Origin of the sequence: Salegentibacter maritimus, from assembly GCF_016236975.1 — a bacterium.
In the GTDB taxonomy this organism is placed as follows: Bacteria; Bacteroidota; Bacteroidia; order Flavobacteriales; family Flavobacteriaceae; genus Salegentibacter; species Salegentibacter maritimus.
Map to the genome: position 1 here is coordinate 238,524 of NZ_JAEHNY010000001.1, position 19,636 is coordinate 258,159.

Annotated in this window: 17 protein-coding genes; 5 read left to right on the forward strand and 12 right to left on the reverse strand. The window is 36.4% G+C overall.

The genetic code is table 11. The features are described from left to right. Positions 1-72 precede the first annotated feature (72 nt). Positions 73-1,845, reverse strand: coding sequence for a T9SS type B sorting domain-containing protein (locus I6U50_RS01130; protein WP_198637559.1), 1,773 nt, complete (start codon positions 1,843-1,845; stop codon positions 73-75). 182 nt (positions 1,846-2,027) lie between these two features. Between I6U50_RS01130 and folE the strand changes: the two genes are divergently transcribed. The 5 genes from folE to I6U50_RS01155 all read left to right on the forward strand — a co-directional run bounded on the left by folE (position 2,028) and on the right by I6U50_RS01155 (position 5,942). After that, positions 2,028-2,705 (forward strand): GTP cyclohydrolase I FolE, encoded by a 678-nt coding sequence (folE, locus tag I6U50_RS01135; RefSeq protein WP_193710397.1) that lies wholly within the window; start codon positions 2,028-2,030, stop codon positions 2,703-2,705. Positions 2,706-2,743: 38 nt separating this feature from the next. Beyond that, a complete protein-coding gene (cysS, locus tag I6U50_RS01140; protein WP_198637560.1) occupies positions 2,744-4,228 on the forward strand; it encodes a cysteine--tRNA ligase in 1,485 nt (494 codons plus the stop codon). A gap of 107 nt (positions 4,229-4,335) precedes the next feature. After that, positions 4,336-4,581 carry a membrane protein insertion efficiency factor YidD gene (gene yidD / locus I6U50_RS01145; protein ID WP_193710395.1) on the forward strand — a complete coding sequence of 82 codons (246 nt, stop codon included), beginning with the start codon at positions 4,336-4,338 and terminating at the stop codon, positions 4,579-4,581. 48 nt (positions 4,582-4,629) lie between these two features. Next, positions 4,630-5,451 (forward strand): prolipoprotein diacylglyceryl transferase, encoded by an 822-nt coding sequence (gene lgt, locus I6U50_RS01150; RefSeq protein WP_193710394.1) that lies wholly within the window; start codon positions 4,630-4,632, stop codon positions 5,449-5,451. Further along, positions 5,448-5,942 carry a DUF192 domain-containing protein gene (locus I6U50_RS01155; RefSeq protein WP_198637561.1) on the forward strand — a complete coding sequence of 165 codons (495 nt, stop codon included), beginning with the start codon at positions 5,448-5,450 and terminating at the stop codon, positions 5,940-5,942. Before lgt ends, I6U50_RS01155 begins: the two co-directional genes overlap by 4 nt. 244 nt (positions 5,943-6,186) lie before the next feature. On the opposite strand, the gene I6U50_RS01160 is transcribed toward I6U50_RS01155, so the two are convergent. The 11 genes from I6U50_RS01160 to gyrB form a co-directional block, all read right to left on the reverse strand. Further along, complete coding sequence (locus I6U50_RS01160; protein WP_198637562.1) at positions 6,187-6,930, reverse strand: HD domain-containing protein; 744 nt, start codon at positions 6,928-6,930, stop codon at positions 6,187-6,189. Positions 6,931-7,003: 73 nt separating this feature from the next. Beyond that, positions 7,004-7,594 carry a TetR/AcrR family transcriptional regulator gene (locus tag I6U50_RS01165; protein ID WP_198637563.1) on the reverse strand — a complete coding sequence of 197 codons (591 nt, stop codon included), beginning with the start codon at positions 7,592-7,594 and terminating at the stop codon, positions 7,004-7,006. Between the two features lie 233 nt (positions 7,595-7,827). After that, the gene (locus tag I6U50_RS01170; protein WP_198637564.1) at positions 7,828-8,256 is read right to left on the reverse strand and encodes a DUF1801 domain-containing protein; all 429 of its coding nucleotides are present in this window, start codon (positions 8,254-8,256) and stop codon (positions 7,828-7,830) included. 202 nt (positions 8,257-8,458) lie between these two features. Further along, a complete protein-coding gene (locus tag I6U50_RS01175; protein WP_198637565.1) occupies positions 8,459-9,046 on the reverse strand; it encodes a hypothetical protein in 588 nt (195 codons plus the stop codon). 153 nt (positions 9,047-9,199) lie between these two features. Continuing rightward, on the reverse strand, positions 9,200-10,036 hold the full coding sequence (locus I6U50_RS01180) for a tetratricopeptide repeat protein (protein ID WP_232805846.1): 837 nt from the start codon (positions 10,034-10,036) through the stop codon (positions 9,200-9,202). Positions 10,037-10,216: 180 nt separating this feature from the next. Beyond that, positions 10,217-10,810: a hypothetical protein gene (locus tag I6U50_RS01185; protein ID WP_198637566.1), complete on the reverse strand. Its 594-nt coding sequence runs from the start codon at positions 10,808-10,810 to the stop codon at positions 10,217-10,219. Positions 10,811-11,100: 290 nt separating this feature from the next. Next, complete coding sequence (locus I6U50_RS01190; protein ID WP_198637567.1) at positions 11,101-11,631, reverse strand: GNAT family N-acetyltransferase; 531 nt, start codon at positions 11,629-11,631, stop codon at positions 11,101-11,103. 210 nt (positions 11,632-11,841) lie between these two features. Beyond that, the gene (gene secDF, locus I6U50_RS01195) at positions 11,842-14,841 is read right to left on the reverse strand and encodes a protein translocase subunit SecDF (protein ID WP_198637568.1); all 3,000 of its coding nucleotides are present in this window, start codon (positions 14,839-14,841) and stop codon (positions 11,842-11,844) included. Between the two features lie 164 nt (positions 14,842-15,005). Then, positions 15,006-15,932 carry a malate dehydrogenase gene (gene mdh / locus I6U50_RS01200; RefSeq protein ID WP_193710386.1) on the reverse strand — a complete coding sequence of 309 codons (927 nt, stop codon included), beginning with the start codon at positions 15,930-15,932 and terminating at the stop codon, positions 15,006-15,008. A gap of 92 nt (positions 15,933-16,024) precedes the next feature. After that, positions 16,025-17,047 (reverse strand): DUF6588 family protein, encoded by a 1,023-nt coding sequence (locus I6U50_RS01205; protein WP_198637569.1) that lies wholly within the window; start codon positions 17,045-17,047, stop codon positions 16,025-16,027. A gap of 125 nt (positions 17,048-17,172) precedes the next feature. Beyond that, positions 17,173-19,113 (reverse strand): DNA topoisomerase (ATP-hydrolyzing) subunit B, encoded by a 1,941-nt coding sequence (gyrB, locus tag I6U50_RS01210; protein WP_193710384.1) that lies wholly within the window; start codon positions 19,111-19,113, stop codon positions 17,173-17,175. Between the last annotated feature and the right edge of the window lie 523 nt (positions 19,114-19,636).

The window sequence follows — 19,636 nt, forward strand, 5'->3', positions numbered from 1 at the left end:
GACTTAGTAATTTTATCTCGTTAGAAGCTGAAACAAGTTCAACTTGACGAAATATTGCTTTCAAACAGTCTTTTATCTTTTCAAAGTAAAATTCGCTCCAAATGTATCACGGGTACCATCCTGCATTTTAAACTCTACCTTAAACCAATAATCGTCTGCCGGCAAAGGCCTGGCGTTTAAAGTGCCGTCCCATCCCTGGCCACCGGGAACCAATTCTTTGATTAGTTTTCCATAACGATCAAAAATATAAAGTTTTAAGATTGTTATTTGCCCGGTTTTAGGAATATTCCAGGTATCGTTATAGCCATCGGCATTGGGGGTAAAAAACCTGGGATAGCCTACCAGGAAAAAATTTTGAGAAGTTGTAATCCCGCAGCCATTGACCTCGCGAGCGCTAATTTGATGATAACCGGGAGTTAAATTTCTAAAAACCGGGTTTTCCCGCCAGGCTCCTTCATCTAAACGGTATTCATATAAGGTTTCTTCACCGGGGCCGGGTGTAACTTCTGCAGAAACGGCATAACCTCCTGTAAAATCGGTTCCTTTAATTTCAACCAAAACATTTTCGGGCCTGGAATAAACAGTAGTAGCGGTTTGAAAGCTTGCTTTGCAACCCGATTTAGAATTTGTAACAATAAGCTCTATAGATTTTGCTTCCGGAACTTCAGTTAGCTCGAGCACCGCATTAGTACTAAGCAAATTACCTTCTTCAAACCATTGATAGGTATAATTACCTCCTAAATCTTTCCCTATTTTTGTTTGCCCGGTAATAGCGCCATTAACATCTATGCAAACTATAGTTTCTTCCGGAAGGTAATCTTCAGGCAAAAGTTCTATCTCTGCATTAAATGAAACAACTTCTGAACGGCAGCCACTTTCTACTCCCTCTACCTGAGCAAAAAATTTAGTGTTGGCATCCGACGGAAATGCTTTGGTATTTTCAATAGGATTTTCAGCTTCAAGCTCCGCTAAAGAGGTATAAAAGTTCACACTGTAATTTTCCTCAGAAGTATTCCCGGCCAATATTTCTTTTGAAGTCAATGTAAGATCTATGGTAGTTTGTTTAGGGTCACATATAAATAAATCTGTTGGAGTATTTGCAATAGGTTCTGGCTTAAATTCTACCGTCACAAAATCTTCGGTAATATTTGCTAAGTTATCGGTAGCAATTAATTTATACTCCCCTTCCTCATCTACCTCTAAATATGCTTCATTTTCTCCCTCTAAAACTTCAAATTTACCTTCAACTTTTTTAAACCATTTGTAACTTTCGGCAAACAGTATAGTACCATCAAGAATTATGGTTTCGCCCTGGCAGGCAAAAACTTCATCCTCAAGGCCGTTTGTAAAACAATCTGTTGCGCCGGCTCCGGTATCATTTAGATTTTCCTGTTCCAATTTAATATACCCGGGATTTCCCCTAAAATTTGTAATAATTATCACGTAGATTTCTCCAACTTCAGCATCTTCTAATGATAAAGTTTCAACAGCCTTATTGGAATAAGAACTACTTACCAAATTTTCCTCACTAAGCATCTCATAATCACAAATGGCATCACCTTGCTTAAAGGGTCCCCAAACAGCATAATCTACATCGAGTGCAATTCCGCTTCCATCGGAATTTTCAGATTGAGAGATTACAAAATCTAAATTACCGGCCCGGCCTATTTGGAAAAAGTACCAACTGGGGTAAGGTTGTGCGAGTAATTCACCATAATATGGCCCAACTTCAGCATCGCTTACACTGCTATTATTTACATTGGTATTTTGAAACACCAGTTCGTCCCCGGCGCAAAAAGGTTGAATCTCACTACATACTTCACCCTGGGCTAAAGCCTTTGCCATACTTGCGCAAACAAGGAAAAACCATAAAAAAAGACGTGAATTTCGTTTCATTATAGAGAATAGAAATAACAAAATAACAAATATCTCTTTAATCCCCGGGCTTTAAGGTTACATAAAAACCTATTAAATACGTATCTTTGCAAGCCAAACAATCTGTTTACGACTATTATTGTAAAAACGGTATGAAAATAGACAAAATTTTGAATGACATTGATGAGCAGGGAGACGCCCATGCAGGAAGCAGTGCTGAAAACCCTATTCGTGAAGACGCTTTTGAATTAAGCGATATTGAAAAAGTAGCACTTATCAATAAAGATGTAAAAAGAATTATGGAAACCTTAGGCCTGGACCTTACAGACGATAGCCTAAAGGGAACTCCACAACGTGTTGCGAAAATGTTCGTCAATGAAATTTTTGCCGGCTTAAATCCGGAGAAAAAACCCGTAGCATCAACTTTTGAAAACAAATATAAATATGGTGAAATGTTGGTAGAAAAGAATATCACTGTGTATTCTACCTGCGAACACCACTTACTTCCTATAGTTGGAAAAGCACACGTGGCCTATATTTCTAAAGGGCGTGTAATTGGCCTTTCTAAAATGAACCGTATTGTAGATTATTTCGCAAAAAGACCACAGGTACAGGAGCGAATGACGATGCAAATAGTTCAGGAATTACAAAAGGCACTGGGCACTCCAGATGTTGCATGCGTAGTAGATGCTAAACACTTGTGTGTAAACAGTCGTGGTATTAGAGATATAGACAGTAGTACCGTAACCAGTGAATTTGGAGGTGCTTTCAAGGAACAATCTGTAAAAAGGGAATTTCTTGACTATATAAAACTAGACACTACTTTTTAAAAATTTACTATTTCTTACTAATCAACAACTAAGTATCTATGGCGCTTTACCAGGAACAAAGCTTAAAGATGTATAATTCTATGAGCGGAAAAAAAGAGATTTTTAAACCGCTAAACGAAGGAAATGTTGGGATGTATGTTTGCGGCCCTACTGTTTACAGCAATGTTCATTTAGGTAACTGCCGAACTTTTATCTCTTTTGATCTAGTATTTAGGTATTTAAAACATTTGGGATATAAGGTTAGGTATGTAAGAAATATTACAGATGCCGGCCACCTGGAGAATGATGCGGATAGCGGTGAAGATAGAATTGCAAAAAAAGCACGTTTAGAGCAAATAGAACCTATGGAAGTGGTGCAGCGCTACACCGTAGATTTTCATAATATCCTACAAAAATTTAACAATCTACCTCCAAGCATAGAGCCTACTGCTACCGGGCATATTGTAGAGCAAATTGAGATTGTTAAAACCATTATTGAAAAAGGCTTTGCTTATGAGGTAAACGGCTCGGTTTATTTTGATGTAAAGAAATTTAATGAAACCAATCATTATGGTAAGCTAAGCGGAAGGGATATTGAGAATATGATCGCCAACACCCGCGAACTGGCTGCACAAAGCGATAAGAAAAATCCGCAGGATTTTGCCCTTTGGAAAAAAGCAGAACCGCAGCACATTATGCGCTGGCCTTCGCCCTGGAGTGATGGGTTTCCCGGCTGGCACTTAGAGTGTACCGTAATGAGCACAAAATATTTGGGTGAAGAATTTGATATTCACGGTGGTGGTATGGACTTAAAATTCCCTCATCACGAATGTGAAATTGCCCAGGGAGAAGCGGCCACCGGGAAAAATCCTGTAAATTACTGGCTACACGCCAATATGCTTACCTTAAATGGTAAAAAAATGGCTAAAAGTACAGGAAATAACATTCTTCCTGAGGAAATCTTTTCGGGAAATAACGATGTTTTAGACAAAGCATTTTCACCTAATGTCACTCGTTTTTTTATGCTTCAGGCTCATTATAGGAGTATTTTAGATTTTTCAGATGAGGCATTGAGAGCAAGCGAAAAAGGCTTTAACCGATTGATGGACGCTTACCATGCCATTGATGAGCTTCAGGTTTCAGAAAAATCTAGCTTAGATCTCAAGAGCTGGAAACAGTCTTGCTACGATGCCATGAACGACGATTTTAATAGTCCTATCCTAATCGCTAAACTTTTTGATGCGGTTAAGATGATTAATAATATTAAGGAAGAGGCAGCTACAATCACTGCTGAGGACAAAAAAGAGTTACAAAAAACCATGTCGGCTTTCATGTTTGATGTATTAGGGCTTTTGGATAAAGTTTCAGAAAATAATGATACTTCAGATAAACTTAATGCTACCGTAGACTTGCTTATAAAGCTACGCGCCGAAGCCAGGGACAATAAAAATTTTGCTTTAAGCGACCAGATAAGAGATCAGTTGCAGCAAATGGGAATTCAGCTTAAAGATGGGAAAGAAGGGACTACCTTTAGCATCACATAAGTATAATACGATACGCAAAAGTGGCAGAAATATGGAGGAATATTAGGGAATTTATATTGAATTTCCAGATTGCCATCAAAATTAAAATCATTTAAAACAGGAAAACAATGCTTAAGAAATGGCTTGCATACCCATTTATCCTGTTGGTGAAGTTTTACCAAAATTTTATTAGTCCGCTTACCCCGGCCACTTGTCGCTATTCCCCCACCTGCTCACAATATAGCCTAATTGCCCTGCAGCGTTTTGGTGTTTTTAAGGGCGGCTGGCTAAGCTTAAAACGAATTTTTAGCTGTAATCCCTGGGGAGGGAAAGGCTACGACCCGGTTCCTAAAAAAACAGAATCTAAAATATAGGGCAACTATTTGCAAATATGTATCTTTACCCTTCTAATTTATTTTTATATGCTTTTTAACGCAATTACCTGGAGCCCTTCTGAAGGTTTAGATTTAGGATTTTTCACCCTACACTACTACAGTTTAATGTTTTTAATAGCCTTTGGCCTGGGCTGGTATATCATGAAGAGCATCTTTGTGAGAGAAAAAGTAGCTATAGAAAAGCTGGATTCACTTTTTATCTACACTGTTTTGGCAACGCTAATTGGTGCCCGGTTAGGCCATGTTATTTTTTATGATTGGGATTATTTTCAAAATCATTTATTAGAAATATTCCTTCCGGTACGTTTTGAACCGGAGTTTGAGTTTACCGGATTTAGAGGTTTGGCCAGCCATGGGGCGGCAATAGGTATTATTATTGCCATGTACCTTTATCGTAAAAGGGTTTTAGATAAGCCTGTGCTTTGGGTATTAGACCGCATTGTGCTTCCTGTAGCCAGCGGTGCTATTTTTGTAAGAATAGGAAATTTTATGAATTCTGAAATTATAGGAAAGCCAACCAATTCAGATTATGGGGTGATATTCGCAAATTTGGGAGAAACTTTTCCAAGACACCCGGCCCAATTATATGAGTCATTTTCATATTTACTTCTCTTTATCTTATTATGGTTTTTATATTGGAAAACTGAAAAACGCCATAAAGTAGGTTATCTTTTTGGCCTATTCCTGGTTCTGCTCTGGACAATAAGATTCTTTATTGAATTTGTAAAGGAAGCCCAGGTAGAAGAACGCACTACCTGGTTATTAAATACCGGGCAATGGCTTAGCATTCCTTTTATAATAGCAGGACTATACTTTATGTACCGCCCTACCAAACCAAGAACTGTATGATACGTAAATCTATTATTTTTTCGGCTGTTTTAGCGGCTTCCCTATTGTTTTCCTGTAAAGACGACAATACTACAGAAGCACCTATAGAAACTGAAGAAATCACGTTCACCAAAGAAGGAGAAGCTACTTTACTTAAAGCTAACGGCGATACCATTCAGAAAATTGATATAGAGATTGCCGATAATTCTTACGAACGCCAAACAGGTTTAATGTATCGTGAGAGTATGGAAGATGACCAGGGTATGTTCTTTATTTATGACGATGAAGCTCCAAGGGCATTTTATATGAAAAACACGTATATCGCGTTGGATATTATTTATTTTGCTTCCGACAGTACTGCGGTGAGCTTCCAAAAGAATGCGCAACCCCTGGACGAAACTTCTTTACCTTCTGAAAAACCGGCTCAATTTATACTGGAAATAAACGCAGGCCTGGCAGACGACTGGAATATTGAAGTTGGCGACAAGATAGATTTCGCAAAAATAGATTAGGAATAGTTTTTTCGGGCATTCAATATTGAAATATGCCCGCGTAAAAAACTCACTATTCTTGCCTGTAGTGATTTAATAAACCTAAAGATAGTACCAGCTAAAAGTAAACTTCCTGGGGTCAAGACTCGGGGTATTACACCTTTTGACCGTGCCAATAAAAACCGCCTTTATTCAAAATGCTTAAATAGGCGGTTTTAAAATTGCAACAATCAGATTAGATATCGCTTCTTTTTAATTTCAAGTATTAAATTGTATCGAGTTTATTATTGGAGGCAAGCTTCTGAAAACCCATTTTAAATAGAATATCTGCTCTTGTATTTTCTTTATGGGATAGCGATGTCATAGTCTCCAGAATATCTTCTTTAAAATTAGTTCTTGGAAATTTCTTATGAACATCATTAATAAAATTTAAAGAAAGTTGAAAAGAATGGGCTCCAATAACATCCATTGCTGCACCTTTAGACAGCAGATAAGCTTCGTTACCATACTTTTCTTTATCAACATATGGATTTAAGTGCATATTAATTGCAGCTTGCATACTACCTGCCCTTAATTCATCAACTCCATTCTTCATGGCAAAGTCTTTAACTATATCCCCACCATAAACTGCAAAGCATTGTTTACTGCATACATGATTATGTTTATCTGTTAGGCCTATATCATGCAAAATAGATGTTGTAAACAAAAACTCTTCATCAATCTTCAAGTTTTGCGAAAAGGCCAAACCCAAACTAAAGAAATATGTTCGGTAACAATGTTTTAACAAGGAAGGTTTATAAGTATCGTTTGCTTCTTCGATTGCCATAGCGGCTATTTTTGAATCTGGTATATTGATATCCTTAAAATCAATCTTACCATAAGATCTTATTCCAAGCCATTTAAAAAACTTGTTCTTGTTCTCCCCCAGTTTAGAAGTTATAAGCGAATATTTAAAACTTGAGATTTCTTTGTCACGCAATACACCCAAATCTTTATACATAGTGTTCATTACTTTATAGATTATAATTTTGTGTACAAATCTACAAAAACATACCAATTAGTATGTTTTTTGAGCAAAAAAATTATTCCAGTGCTTTTAGATACATCTTAAGTTCCTTTAAATAAGCCTTGTACGGTTTATCTGATTTCTCTAATTTACCCAGGTTTCTTGCACCCCAATAGCCGGAAAGTATAAAATTAGCTACCGAGTTTGCATCTACCCCCTTATTTATAGTCTCATTTTTTTGCCCCTTTTCTAGCGTAGCAATCAATAAATGCAACCATTGATTTACAAGATTGTTTAGGGCAATAGAAAAAGAATTATTCCAGGGTGTCATTTCCTGAATAAGGTTTGAAGCGGGGCACCCAAGCTCTACCTTTAGAAGATCGTCTTCCATCAAAAGATATCTTATTAAGGAATATATAGACTCAGCAGGACTATTTTTATTTTCAAGTAGTTCTACAAACTTATTGGATAGTCTCGGCTTTAATATTTCATCAATAATAGCTATTCCCATTTCCTCTTTATTTTTAAAATGGTAATAAAATGCGCCTTTCGTCACTTTTGTAGTTCCAATAATTTCATCAATACTAGACGCGCGGTAGCCATTTGAATAGATTAAATCGAAGGCCTTGTTTAGAATAGTTAATCGGGTTATCTGTGATTTCTTCATAAAAATACTGCTTAGTATTTCACAAAGAAACAAAAATAGTTTTAGCTAACCTGTTATTTTGGTGAGTGTAACATTAGTAGACACAATTCGTTTAAAATTGAAATAAGTATTATGAATTTGGCACAAATAAAAGACTACTAACTTTAGAACTAAAATCAATAAAAAGAGTGCCTCTGTATAGGCCTTTTTCCTTTTTACATATAATCCACAATTATCGGCTTTTGAACGCTGTATTACATTCCCAACGTAAGCTCTTCCTTTACCGTATGATAAATCAACGATGCTTTAATACACTGTTTAAGCTCTACTTCCGGGACTTTTTCGTTTAAATGAAATACAATAGCCCGGTTTCCTTCATATCGAAATTTGTGATTAAAAACCAACCTAAAAGTATCGACCAATCTACTTGTACATTGAAAATACATAGCATATTGATCTGGCGTCTTTTCCTTCCAGTCCATTCGCAATGTACTTCCGCTTTTAGTTACAAAACTGGGTTCGCCCCATTTCAAGGTTTCTTCCAAAACGGTTACAGCCTCGGTTTCTTCTGCTGTCTGAATTACCAATTCCCGCAGACGTTGCATTTTATCCCGAACAAAATCGGGGTAATTCGCAAATATTTCAATCACCCTTGTATCTGACTTTAATGTTAATTTACCCATTGGTTTATTATTGTATGCCTATATAAAAACCTACTTCTGCATTAGAAGGATCACGATTCTATTATACTTTTGATTAAAGCTTTAGTTTTTTATAAATTTCATGAACAAAGATGTAAACCTGAAAAAATAATCATTTTCTTTCCTGATTTCTAAAATTAAATTTTTCATCAATACCCATCAAATACGTGGCCAGCAAATCTTTTTACTTTTTTAGCTTAATTTTCCTTTTATTCTCATATCGAAACTCGTCCAAATCATTTAGTTCGGTCGATATTCTCTCTTTCCACTCTTCAATTTTTTTTATATTTCTACCCGCTTCTGTTTCTTTTACCAACAGCAAGCGATATTCTGAAAACTCAGTCATGATATTATTATTGATTTGATTTATAATATCGAAACCTTTTATAATTTTATTTTTATTCTCCAAAACCCTTTTTCTAAATTTCCTAGCGTGAATTTCGGCAAGGTCAAATTGCATTTGTTGAAAATCAATTTGCTTTTTAATGTTCGCAATTTTTGTAGTGTCTATCCAGCTTGCGTTTCCTATAAATATATTTTCTATTGTTTGATTCAAATTACGCCTCATAAAGTCGAATCCGCCAATTTCGTGTGAAATCATAAACTGACTGAACACAGCATCATTATTCTTATCGTCCATTTTTATTTTAAAATCCTCAATACTTAGTCTCTTTTCAGAATCCCATTGTATTTGTCCCTCTTGAAGACGCTGTCCAAAAGTTTGATTTAATGAGCCAATTATTACAATAAAGCTAAATATTATTTTTCTCATACAAATGTTTTAATAAAGCTGTTGGCAAGCGCTCATAGTGCCTGGGAAATTTACCATGTACAGCCCACACACTAGATTTAACTAGTTGCCTAATTTAGATTATTCGTTCTAATATTTCTAGAAATTTAGGCTAATACAGCAGCATAAAAAACTTTATGGCCACCGAACCTGATAGGGGTATCGCTCATAGACAACATTATCTTCATTTATTGTAAATCCTTTATCAGCATTTATTTTTGCTTCCCTATAAATTTTATTAGCTTCTTGTGGTCTTCCTAATTTATACAGAATTTTAGCCTTATAATATTGAACATCTGAAAATTGTTGGTAAATCTCCAAAGCCTGATCAAAAAGTTCTAATGCTTCCTTGTACTTTTTGAGTTCGTACTTGCTGATTCCGTAATAAAATAAATCTAAATGATGCAACCATCCTTCCCCATCATCATTTAATGTTCGTTGATAATCTTTCTCAAAAATCTTCTCAGCCTTTTCAAATTCATTCAGTTGTAAGTAGCTCAGCCCAATGTAGAAATTATAAGAATGGTCCATTACAAAGCCATAACCATATTTTTCCCGGTAATCTTTAAAATCGGCAATTGCGTCTTTGTATTGCTTTGAAAAAATACATTTTATAAACGCGCGATAATTTTGCCACCTTTCAGGATTATACTTCACAGCCTTATCTATAAATGGCATTCCTATTTCATATTTGCCTTGCTTAAATAGAGGCATTGCTTTTTGTTGCCAGAAATAGGCAATGGTAGAATCGACTTCTAAACCTTTATTAATCTCCTTTTGCCATTCTTGCGAATAAGGATCTTCTTGCCAGGCACCATTTTTAAGATATTTATCAATTAAAGAATCCTGTTGTTCTTCTGAAAATTTTGAAACCGATCTTTCTTCAAAAGCCCTATCTGCTTTTGCCCGGTTACAATTAATAAGAGTTAAACCCAATAACATAACTAGAGAGCACTGTAGTAAAAATTTCAAATCTCGATATTTTTTTGCTCAACGAGTAGGGTAATTGGCAAGTTAGGTGTTGAAATTTACTATTTTCTGGTTAAATATCGGCATAATAATTATCATTAAATTCTAATTTATACTTAGAGCGTAACCGAAGCATATTCACATTTCAAAATAATTACGCTTAGTATCATTGCGAAACGAGTTTTAATTTCGCTTGTCAATTTCTATTGCTCTTTTGTAAAATTCCCTAAATTCATCCTTGTCATATTTAACCCTCATTGCCGAAAGAACATCTACTAAGTTTAAACTACACCAATCCCACAACATAGTCTCAAAATTATATTTAAACATCTGTTTTCCAACTTCAGCTCTTATCTGTTTAACTTCTTCTTGATCAATTCCGTTTTCCCTAAGCCTTTCCAAAGCCAGTTTCTCATTTTCTTTTGTAAACTCGGTATCTAAATAAGGCTCTAAAATCCAATCCCAATTCCAGCTATATTCGATTAAGTTTATGTTATTGCTATCTGCAAAAGCTTTTAATTCTGCTTTCTTTTCTGCAGAAATGAAAACTATGTCGTTAGCAAGGTATATTTTACAAACTCCGAAATCTGCACCTATAAAATCGATCTCATTGGCTTTAATAAGCTTATTAGGATAAGCAATTGAGGGTTCGAAAGGATACTCGGAAATCTCTATTTCCTTTTCTGTGATTTTTGATTGTCCAATTCCGCACAGCAATCTATTTATTTCATGTTCAGTTGAATTAATTAAAGCACTTTTAGCAGATTGTTTTTTCATTGAATTGAATATATTTTTTAGAAAGTTCATTGTGTTTTTATTCAGCCAGCAAGATGTTTATATTCTTTTCAATATTCCCTTTAATAATAGTTTAAACTTCCAACCACCTCTTAAGAACTTTACGCTGTCTTTATATTAACCTGAAATTTAGTAAGAATTTCTACAGCTGTTGTTATTTTATAAACTAGAAATTAAGCCGATCGAATTGAATAGAGAAAGCCTCGGTTTTAATTAAATATTTAAATTTCCGATGTTTTGATGCATAAGGACATAGCGGCGATATAATATTTCTACTCATAAAATTCTTTCGGATATTTAACCATTCCGCTTACATTTTCCAATCCATTTTCAGGGAGTTCAATTGCCATACAATTCTCTTTCGGCACCTCAAATGGCAATTTAATTCCAAATAAATCAGCTTGTTTATATCCGAACTTCGGATAATATTTTTCGTGTCCAACCAATACTACAGATTGAAAACCCAATTCCTTTGCTTTCTCATGGGCTTCTTTTATAAGCATTCCTCCAATTCCATTCCTTTGATATTCCGGGAGCACAGAAATAGGAGCAAGCGCTAAAGATTCGAATTCATTGTGCTCATTTTTTATTTTTAATTTGGTTAGTAAAATATGTCCAACAATTTTTTTTTCAGTTTCAGCTACCATTGAAAGCGGGGGAACAAACGCATTTGATTTCCTTAAACGTTCTACTAAAAACTGTTCCTTGTGGTCACTCATTCGCTCATTCTCAAATGCTTTTTCTATAAGTTTAAAGACCGCTTTAAAGTCTTCCGGATTTTCTTTTCTTATTATTAAGTCCATTTGTTTTGTAAGTTACTTATACATTTCTTTTACATGCACCACAACTCATTACACAAACCAAATATAAAGATTTAACCTAATCCAGATTAAACCCAGGTTTACCCACTACCGTATATAGACACCCCTAAAAGTATATTTTAAGTTAAAACTACCCATAAAAAAAGCGCTCCACATGGAGCGCTTTTTACTTTTTATATTTCCGAAGAAATCTTAAACCGTAGTGGCTTCAGAATCTTCTTCAACTTTCTTTTTCTTTTCAATCTTAGATTTATCGGTCACGCTGTCGAACATCACAGGAGTTGCGATAAATAAAGAAGAATAAGTACCTACAATTACACCAATAATCAAGGCAAACATAAAGCCTCTAATACTTTCTCCACCAAAGATAAAGATGGCAAGCAATACGATTAAGGTAGTAAGCGAGGTGTTTAAAGTACGACTTATGGTACTATCTAAAGCACTGTTTACAGTTCTTCCCAACGGCCAACTTGTATGTTCGTTTACAAATTCCCTAATCCTATCAAATACAACCACGGTATCGTTTAATGAGTAACCAATTACCGTAAGTATGGCAGCAATAAATGCCTGGTTAATCTCCATACTAAATGGCATTACTTTGTATAGTAATGAGAAGATACCCAATACAATAATAACATCGTGTGCTACTGCGGCAACCGCACCAATACTAAATTGCCATTTTCTAAATCGCAATAAGATATATAGGAAAATCACTACTAGCGATCCTAAGATAGCCCAGAAAGAGTCGTTCTTAATATCATCGGCAATAGTTGGACCTACTTTCATAGACTGCATAATACCAATATCTTTTCCGGCACCTCCTGCTGTAAACTCATCGTAGGTAAGATCTTGAGGAAGGTAAGACTGCAGAGCTTCAAACATAGATTGCTGAATCTCATTATCTACTGCTGTACTTTCTTCATCTACTTTATATTTCGTAGTAATTTTAAGCTGATTATTTGGCCCAAAAGTTTTTGCTTCGGCACTTCCAAATTCAGCGATCAGATCCTGTTCCACATCGGTTGGGTTCACATCCTTATCGAAACGTACGGTATAAGTTCTACCTCCTACAAAATCAACCCCCTGGTTTAGTCCTTGCACTAATAAAGACCCAACACTAATCACGATTAAAATTCCAGAGATTGTATAAGCCATTTTACGCTTCCCTAACCAATTTACTTTTACATTTCTGAAAAGGTTTTTAGTTGCGCCTGTAGCAAAATCAAGTGACTTTCCGTTTTTACCATAACCATCAATAAATAATCTAGTGATGAAAATTGCGGTAAATAAAGAAGTTGCGATACCTATTAATAAAGTAGTGGCAAAACCTTTAATTGGCCCTGTACCTAAAATTAAAAGGATAAAACCAGTTAAACCGGTAGTAATATTCGCATCTAAAATTGAAGACAGTGCGTTATTAAATCCGTCTTTAATAGCATCTTTCTGTACTTTTCCTTTTGCAAGTTCTTCTCGAATTCTTTCAAAGATAAGTACGTTGGCATCTACCGAGATACCAATAGTTAACACAATACCGGCAATACCTGGTAAAGTTAACACCGCTCCAAGACCTGCAAGGATTCCGAAGATAAATAGAATGTTTACTGCCAGGGCAACATCGGCAAAAAGACCGGCTTTACCATAATAGAAAACCATCCATAACAACACAAAAACAAGGGCGATGGCAAAAGACCAGATCCCGCTATCTATGGCTTCCTGACCTAAACTTGGCCCTACAATTTCACTTTGAATAATATCTGCAGAAGCAGGCAGTTTACCAGCTCTAAGAACATTGGCCAAATCCTGACCTTCGGTTATTGTAAAATCTCCACTAATTTCACTTCTTCCCCCCGCAATAGGTCCTGTAGAAACTCCCGGAGCAGAATAAACAGTATTATCTAAAACAATGGCAATATTGCTTTGTTGTGTAGAAGCAAGGCCGGTCATTTCTTCCCATATCTTAGCTCCTCTTCCATCCATTTGCATAGATACGGCAACACGCCCCATTTGGTCGTAAGTTTGTTGTGCATCAGTAATCACATCACCACTAAGCGGTGGCTCCATATTACGATTACCCTTTAAAGCATAAAGACCAACTACACCTTCTTCATCCTGTGGAATTCCCCAGGCGAATTTAGCATAACGTTGTGATGCCGGAAGTAAAGATCTTACCTGTGGCATGGCAAGATATTCATTTACCCTGGCAGTATCTTTTTCAGAGAAATATGCCAAAACCGGTCCTCCCTGGAATCCAGGCCCCTGAATAAGTTCAAATAGAGGGTTATTCCCGGTGCTTACTTCAGTAGAATCTTCGCTTTCTGCAAGCAACTCATCTATATCGCTATCGGTAGCAGTAGTATCGGTTTCAGCTTCCGTTTTTTTGCTCTCTTTACTTACTACCTCTCTAAGCACATTATTAGCCTGAGCCAGGAAATTACCTAATTCGTTACTTTTATATACGTGCCAAAATTCTAATTGCGCAGTACTCTGCAACAATCCCTTTACACGATTAATATCTTTAGCACCCGGTAATTCTACAAGAATTCTTCCTGAATTACCAAGACGCTGAATATTTGGTTGGGTTACCCCGAATTTATCGATACGTTTTCTTAAAACTTCAAAAGCAGAAGTAATAGACTCATCAACCTTTCTTCTAATTACTGTTTCAACATCAGCATTAGACATTTCAAAATTTATCTCATCACTTAGTGTTTTATTCGCAAACACATCTGGAGAGGCTAATTTAGCATCAGGAATATTATTAAAAGCTTCAAAGAAAAGATCTATATAATCGTCCTGGCTGTCTTTAGAAGCTTCATCGGCCTCAGCTATTGCCTGGTTAAAAGCGGGATCGTTGGTATTATTTGCCAAACCGGCAAGAATATCTTTAACCGAAATTTGAAGAATTACATTAATTCCGCCTTTAAGGTCAAGTCCTTTATTTAGTTCTTTGTCTTTGGCGTTACTGTAAGTAATACCTGCAATAATCTCCTCATTCGCAACAGAATCGAGATATTTTTGCTGTTCAACATCTCTCAATGCTGAATAGTTTTCTACATTTTCGCTAATTTTTTGCCTGGCAAAATCTTCAGCTTCATTTTCTACATTATTAGCAATAAAAGTAAAAGACAACTGATATATACATACCAGCCCAAATAAAATTGCAAAAACCTTAATCAGTCCTTTGTTCTGCATTATTCCTTAAGTTATAATTAATTAGGTCAATTTTAAAAACGGACAAATATAGGGTTTCAAAAATGAAATCCCAACAATTTTTTTTTGAATAATTTAACTTTTAAACACAAAAAAGGCCGCTAAACTTGCGGCCTTTTTTAACATATATTCAAGGTAAAAACTATTTATAGTTCTAATAGGGCATTGGTTTTATTTACACCTTCTGCACTTTCTTTCATCTTTTTAGACTCTGCATCATCAAGTTCAATTTCGACGATTTTTTCCAAACCATCTTTTCCTAAAATTGCAGGCACACCAATACAAATATCGTTTAGTCCATATTCACCTTCCAGCAATGCTGAGCAAGGGAACATTTTCTTTTGGTCGCAAGCAATTGCCTGAACAAGGGCAGAAACTGCCGCACCCGGTGCATACCAGGCACTGGTTCCTAATAATTTGGTAAGAGTTGCCCCTCCAACTTTGGTGTCTTCTGAAACCTGGTTTAAACGATCTTCTGACAAGAAAGCTGAAACGGGCACAGAATTTCTGGTTGCTAATCTTGTAAGCGGCACCATACCGGTATCGCTATGTCCACCTATTACCATACCATCTACATCAGATGGAGGGCATTCCAAAGCTTCACTCAATCTAAATTTGAAACGGGCACTATCTAAAGCTCCACCCATTCCAATAATTTTGTTTTTTGGAAGACCTGTAGTTTTATGTACAAGGTAAGTCATGGTATCCATCGGATTACTCACCACAATAAGCGTAACATTTGGAGAATGTTTAATAAGGTTTGATGCAACTTCTTTTACGATCCCTGCATTTATTCCAATTAATTCTTCACGCGTCATTCCGGGCTTACGAGGAATACCACTAGTAATAACAGCAACATCACTGCCTGCTGTTTTAGCATAATCGTTAGTTGTACCGGTTATTTTTGTATCAAAACTGTTAAGGGTTGCGGTTTGCATTAAATCCATCGCTTTTCCTTCGGCCACTCCATCTTTAATATCGAGTAAAACCACTTCTGAAGCAAAATCTTTAATAGCAACATATTCTGCACAACTGGCACCAACGGCACCTGCTCCTACTATAGTAACTTTCATCTTATATTTTATTTAAATCGGTTAATAATTGACCTCAAAAATACGAATATTGCCATAGTATTACTAGAAGATATGGTTAAAACTAGCCTTTTTTAGATCCTAAAATGTAGCCCGGCATTCATATGAAAAAATTTACCGGCTGTAGCCATAGTGCTAATCTTAAAACGATTAAAGTAAATATTAAAGCCCAAATCGGCCTTAAATTGTGCCTGACTTTGATCTAAACGCGCAAGGGCATTATTAATAGGTCTTAAAGCCACCCCGGTTCCTCCCATAGCATAGCTAAAGTTAGAATTTGTTGCCCCCAAAGCTCCAAAAACCTCAAAACTGTCGCCGTATTTTTTAGATCCCAATACCGAGGCCATCCATAAATTAGAGTTCACGTTTACCAGGGTTAGATTCCCAAAAGAGCTTCCTTCAGACGACAAGTTTACAGGATCTACAAATTCATATTCGGCATCAAACTTATTAAAGGCAATTATTGCCGAAGCCTGAAAATCGTCTTCATTATTAAACCTAAAATATTGTGTGAAATTATGCTTTACCGCTGCACCATAAGTAGTAAATGCCACCCCATCTACCGTTAATTGCGGAAGAATTCTAGCAGAAAATTCTGTTTCGTAAGGTAAGCCAACCGTAGCCTGAACAAATGGATATGCAAGGATATTTTTATTAATTCCTTCTATAGCCCTAAACCTAATAGGCACAGTATTACCCAAATAGTCAACTTCGCCTACAAAATAAGTTTCTGTCTCTCCACCAAATGCCGTTGGAACTACTGCATTACTACCCTCACCTTCAATACTTAAAATTGGGCTTCCGCCTGAATGCACACCGGCAAAATCATTATTAGAAATAGTAAAACTTTGCCTGTTAGAAGGAACAATAAGCGCATTTCCCTGAAACGATATCTCTACTTTCCAGGGCTTTAAAGCGGTAGCAGAAGTGAACCATCCTGCACCGGCCTGGTAGGCCGCTCCTTCGGCTGCTGGCCCTGCAAATTCATCGGCGATATACAACATCTCGTTTGCGAATTTTGTAACATCGTCTTCCTGTGCGTAAGAACCAATTGAAAATAAAATAGATAAAATGAGGTATTTAGTTCGAATTTTCAAAATAGGTAGGTGTTAAGTTAGGTGGTAAAAATAACAAAAAAAGTATTCCCTATACAATCTCGGTTTATACTATAAAAAAACCCGCAAGCTTACTTACGGGTTTTATTTTCTAGAGTTATGCGGTTCTATGCATCAATATTGGCATATTTCGCATTTTTCTCTATAAATTCACGTCTTGGTGGCACCTCATCTCCCATTAACATAGAGAAAATCCTATCGGCCTCGCTACTATTATCTATAGTCACCTGTCTCAACTTTCTTCTTTCAGGGTCCATGGTAGTATCCCAAAGTTGTTCGGCATTCATCTCCCCAAGACCTTTATAACGCTGAATCTGAACTCCACCGCTGTAGCTTTCAGCAATTTCATCACGCTCTTCTTCGCTCCAGGCATAACGCTTTTTGCTTCCTTTTTTAACTAAATATAAAGGCGGGGTTGCTATATAAATATTTCCTCCTTCTATCAACTCTTTCATATACCTAAAAAAGAAAGTTAAGATTAAAGTCTCAATGTGGCTACCATCTACATCGGCATCACACATAATTACTACTTTATGATATCTTAATTTTTCAGTATTTAGAGCTTTACTATCTTCTTCGGTACCTATGGTAACCCCAAGAGCGGTATATATATTTTTTATCTCTTCGTTATCAAAAACACGATGCGTCATCGCTTTTTCAACATTCAGGATTTTACCCCTTAACGGAAGAATTGCCTGAAACCTACGATCTCTCCCTTGCTTGGCAGTACCCCCTGCAGAGTCACCCTCCACAAGAAACACTTCGCTTTGCGTAGGGTCCTGTTCTGAACAATCTGATAATTTCCCGGGCAAACCACCAATACTCATGGCAGTTTTACGCTGCACCATATCACGGGCTTTTTTAGCCGCATTCCTGGCTTGAGCAGCAAGAATCACCTTTTGAATAATGGTTTTCGCATCATTAGGGTTTTCTTCAAGGTAATTTTCAAGCATTTCCGAAACCGCCTGTGAAACCGCCGAAGTCACTTCCCTGTTTCCCAGTTTAGTTTTGGTCTGCCCTTCAAATTGAGGCTCGGCTACTTTTACCGAAATAATTGCTGTTAAGCCTTCACGGAAATCGTCTCCAACAATTTCAAACTTTAGCTTATCGAGCATTCCCGATGCATCGGCATATTTTTTAAGGGTAGTAGTTAATCCTCTTCTAAATCCAGACAAATGAGTTCCACCCTCATGGGTGTTAATATTATTCACATAAGAATGTAAGTTCTCGTTAAACGAGGTGTTATAAACCATCGCAACCTCAACCGGAATATCATTCTTCTCACCTTCCATAGAGATCACCTCAGCAATAATAGGCTCACGGTTACCATCCAGGAATTTTATAAACTCTTTTAGCCCTTCTTCAGAATAAAATCTTTCAGAAAGGAACTCCCCTTTTTCATCAACCTCGCGTTTATCGGTAAGGATAATTTCAATTCCTTTGTTCAAATAAGCCAACTCGCGCATTCTGCTAGACAAGGTTTCGTAGCTATATTCTACGCTTTGCTGAAAAATACTGGGGTCTGGCTTAAAAGTGATAACCGTTCCGTTAAGTTCGGTTTCACCAACAGGTTTTACGGGATAAAGTGGCTTACCAATTTCATATTCCTGCTCCCATATTTGCCCATCCCTGTAAACTGTGGCTTTAAGAGCTGTAGAGAGTGCGTTTACACAACTTACACCAACCCCGTGCAAACCACCGGAAACTTTATAAGAATCTTTATCGAATTTACCTCCTGCACCAATTTTGGTCATTACTACCTGCAAAGCAGAAACACCTTCTTTTTTATGAAGGTCTATAGGAATTCCCCTTCCGTTATCTTCGGTAGTGACTGAACCATCTTCGTTTATGGTTACTTTTATCTTATCACAATGGCCGGCCATAGCCTCATCTATAGAGTTATCTACAACCTCATATACCAAATGATGCAAACCGCGTATACCAGTATCACCAATATACATAGAAGGGCGCAAGCGTACGTGCTCCATACCTTCAAGAGCCTGAATACTATCGGCCGAATAATTCTGTTTTTTGGCTTCCTCGCTCATATATCTCGCTAATTAAATTCGTCTATTTTGAATAACGAACAAATATAACAAAACCCATATTTTAAATGATACCGCTAAGTCTTAGACCGCTTTAAGTTATTAACAATTTGTGCAAAAAAAGCCCAAAACACAGCTAATTCAATGCTGTATTTCGGGCATAACAAACCACACGATTGTTTACTTTAAACTTAGGCTAATTATTCAAGTTCTTTTTTCTCATTTATAGCTATCCAACAAGTGTAGATCCTTCCACCTTATTACAACTCAACATACCCCTTCCAATACATGTATTCCATTTTTACCTGAATTACAACGGAACATTATTTCAGGAAGCCTACTAATTTTTTCTTACGAAAACCGCTTCACAACTACGGCTAGTTTTCCATCTAAGATTTAGATGTATAATACCTTACAAACATGCACTCTATATTACATTTAACAAATACTTACACATCATCCAGTTAAAACAAGAAACACGTAAGGGCTAATTAAAAACTGAAAGTAAGTAAACAATCATTAAAAC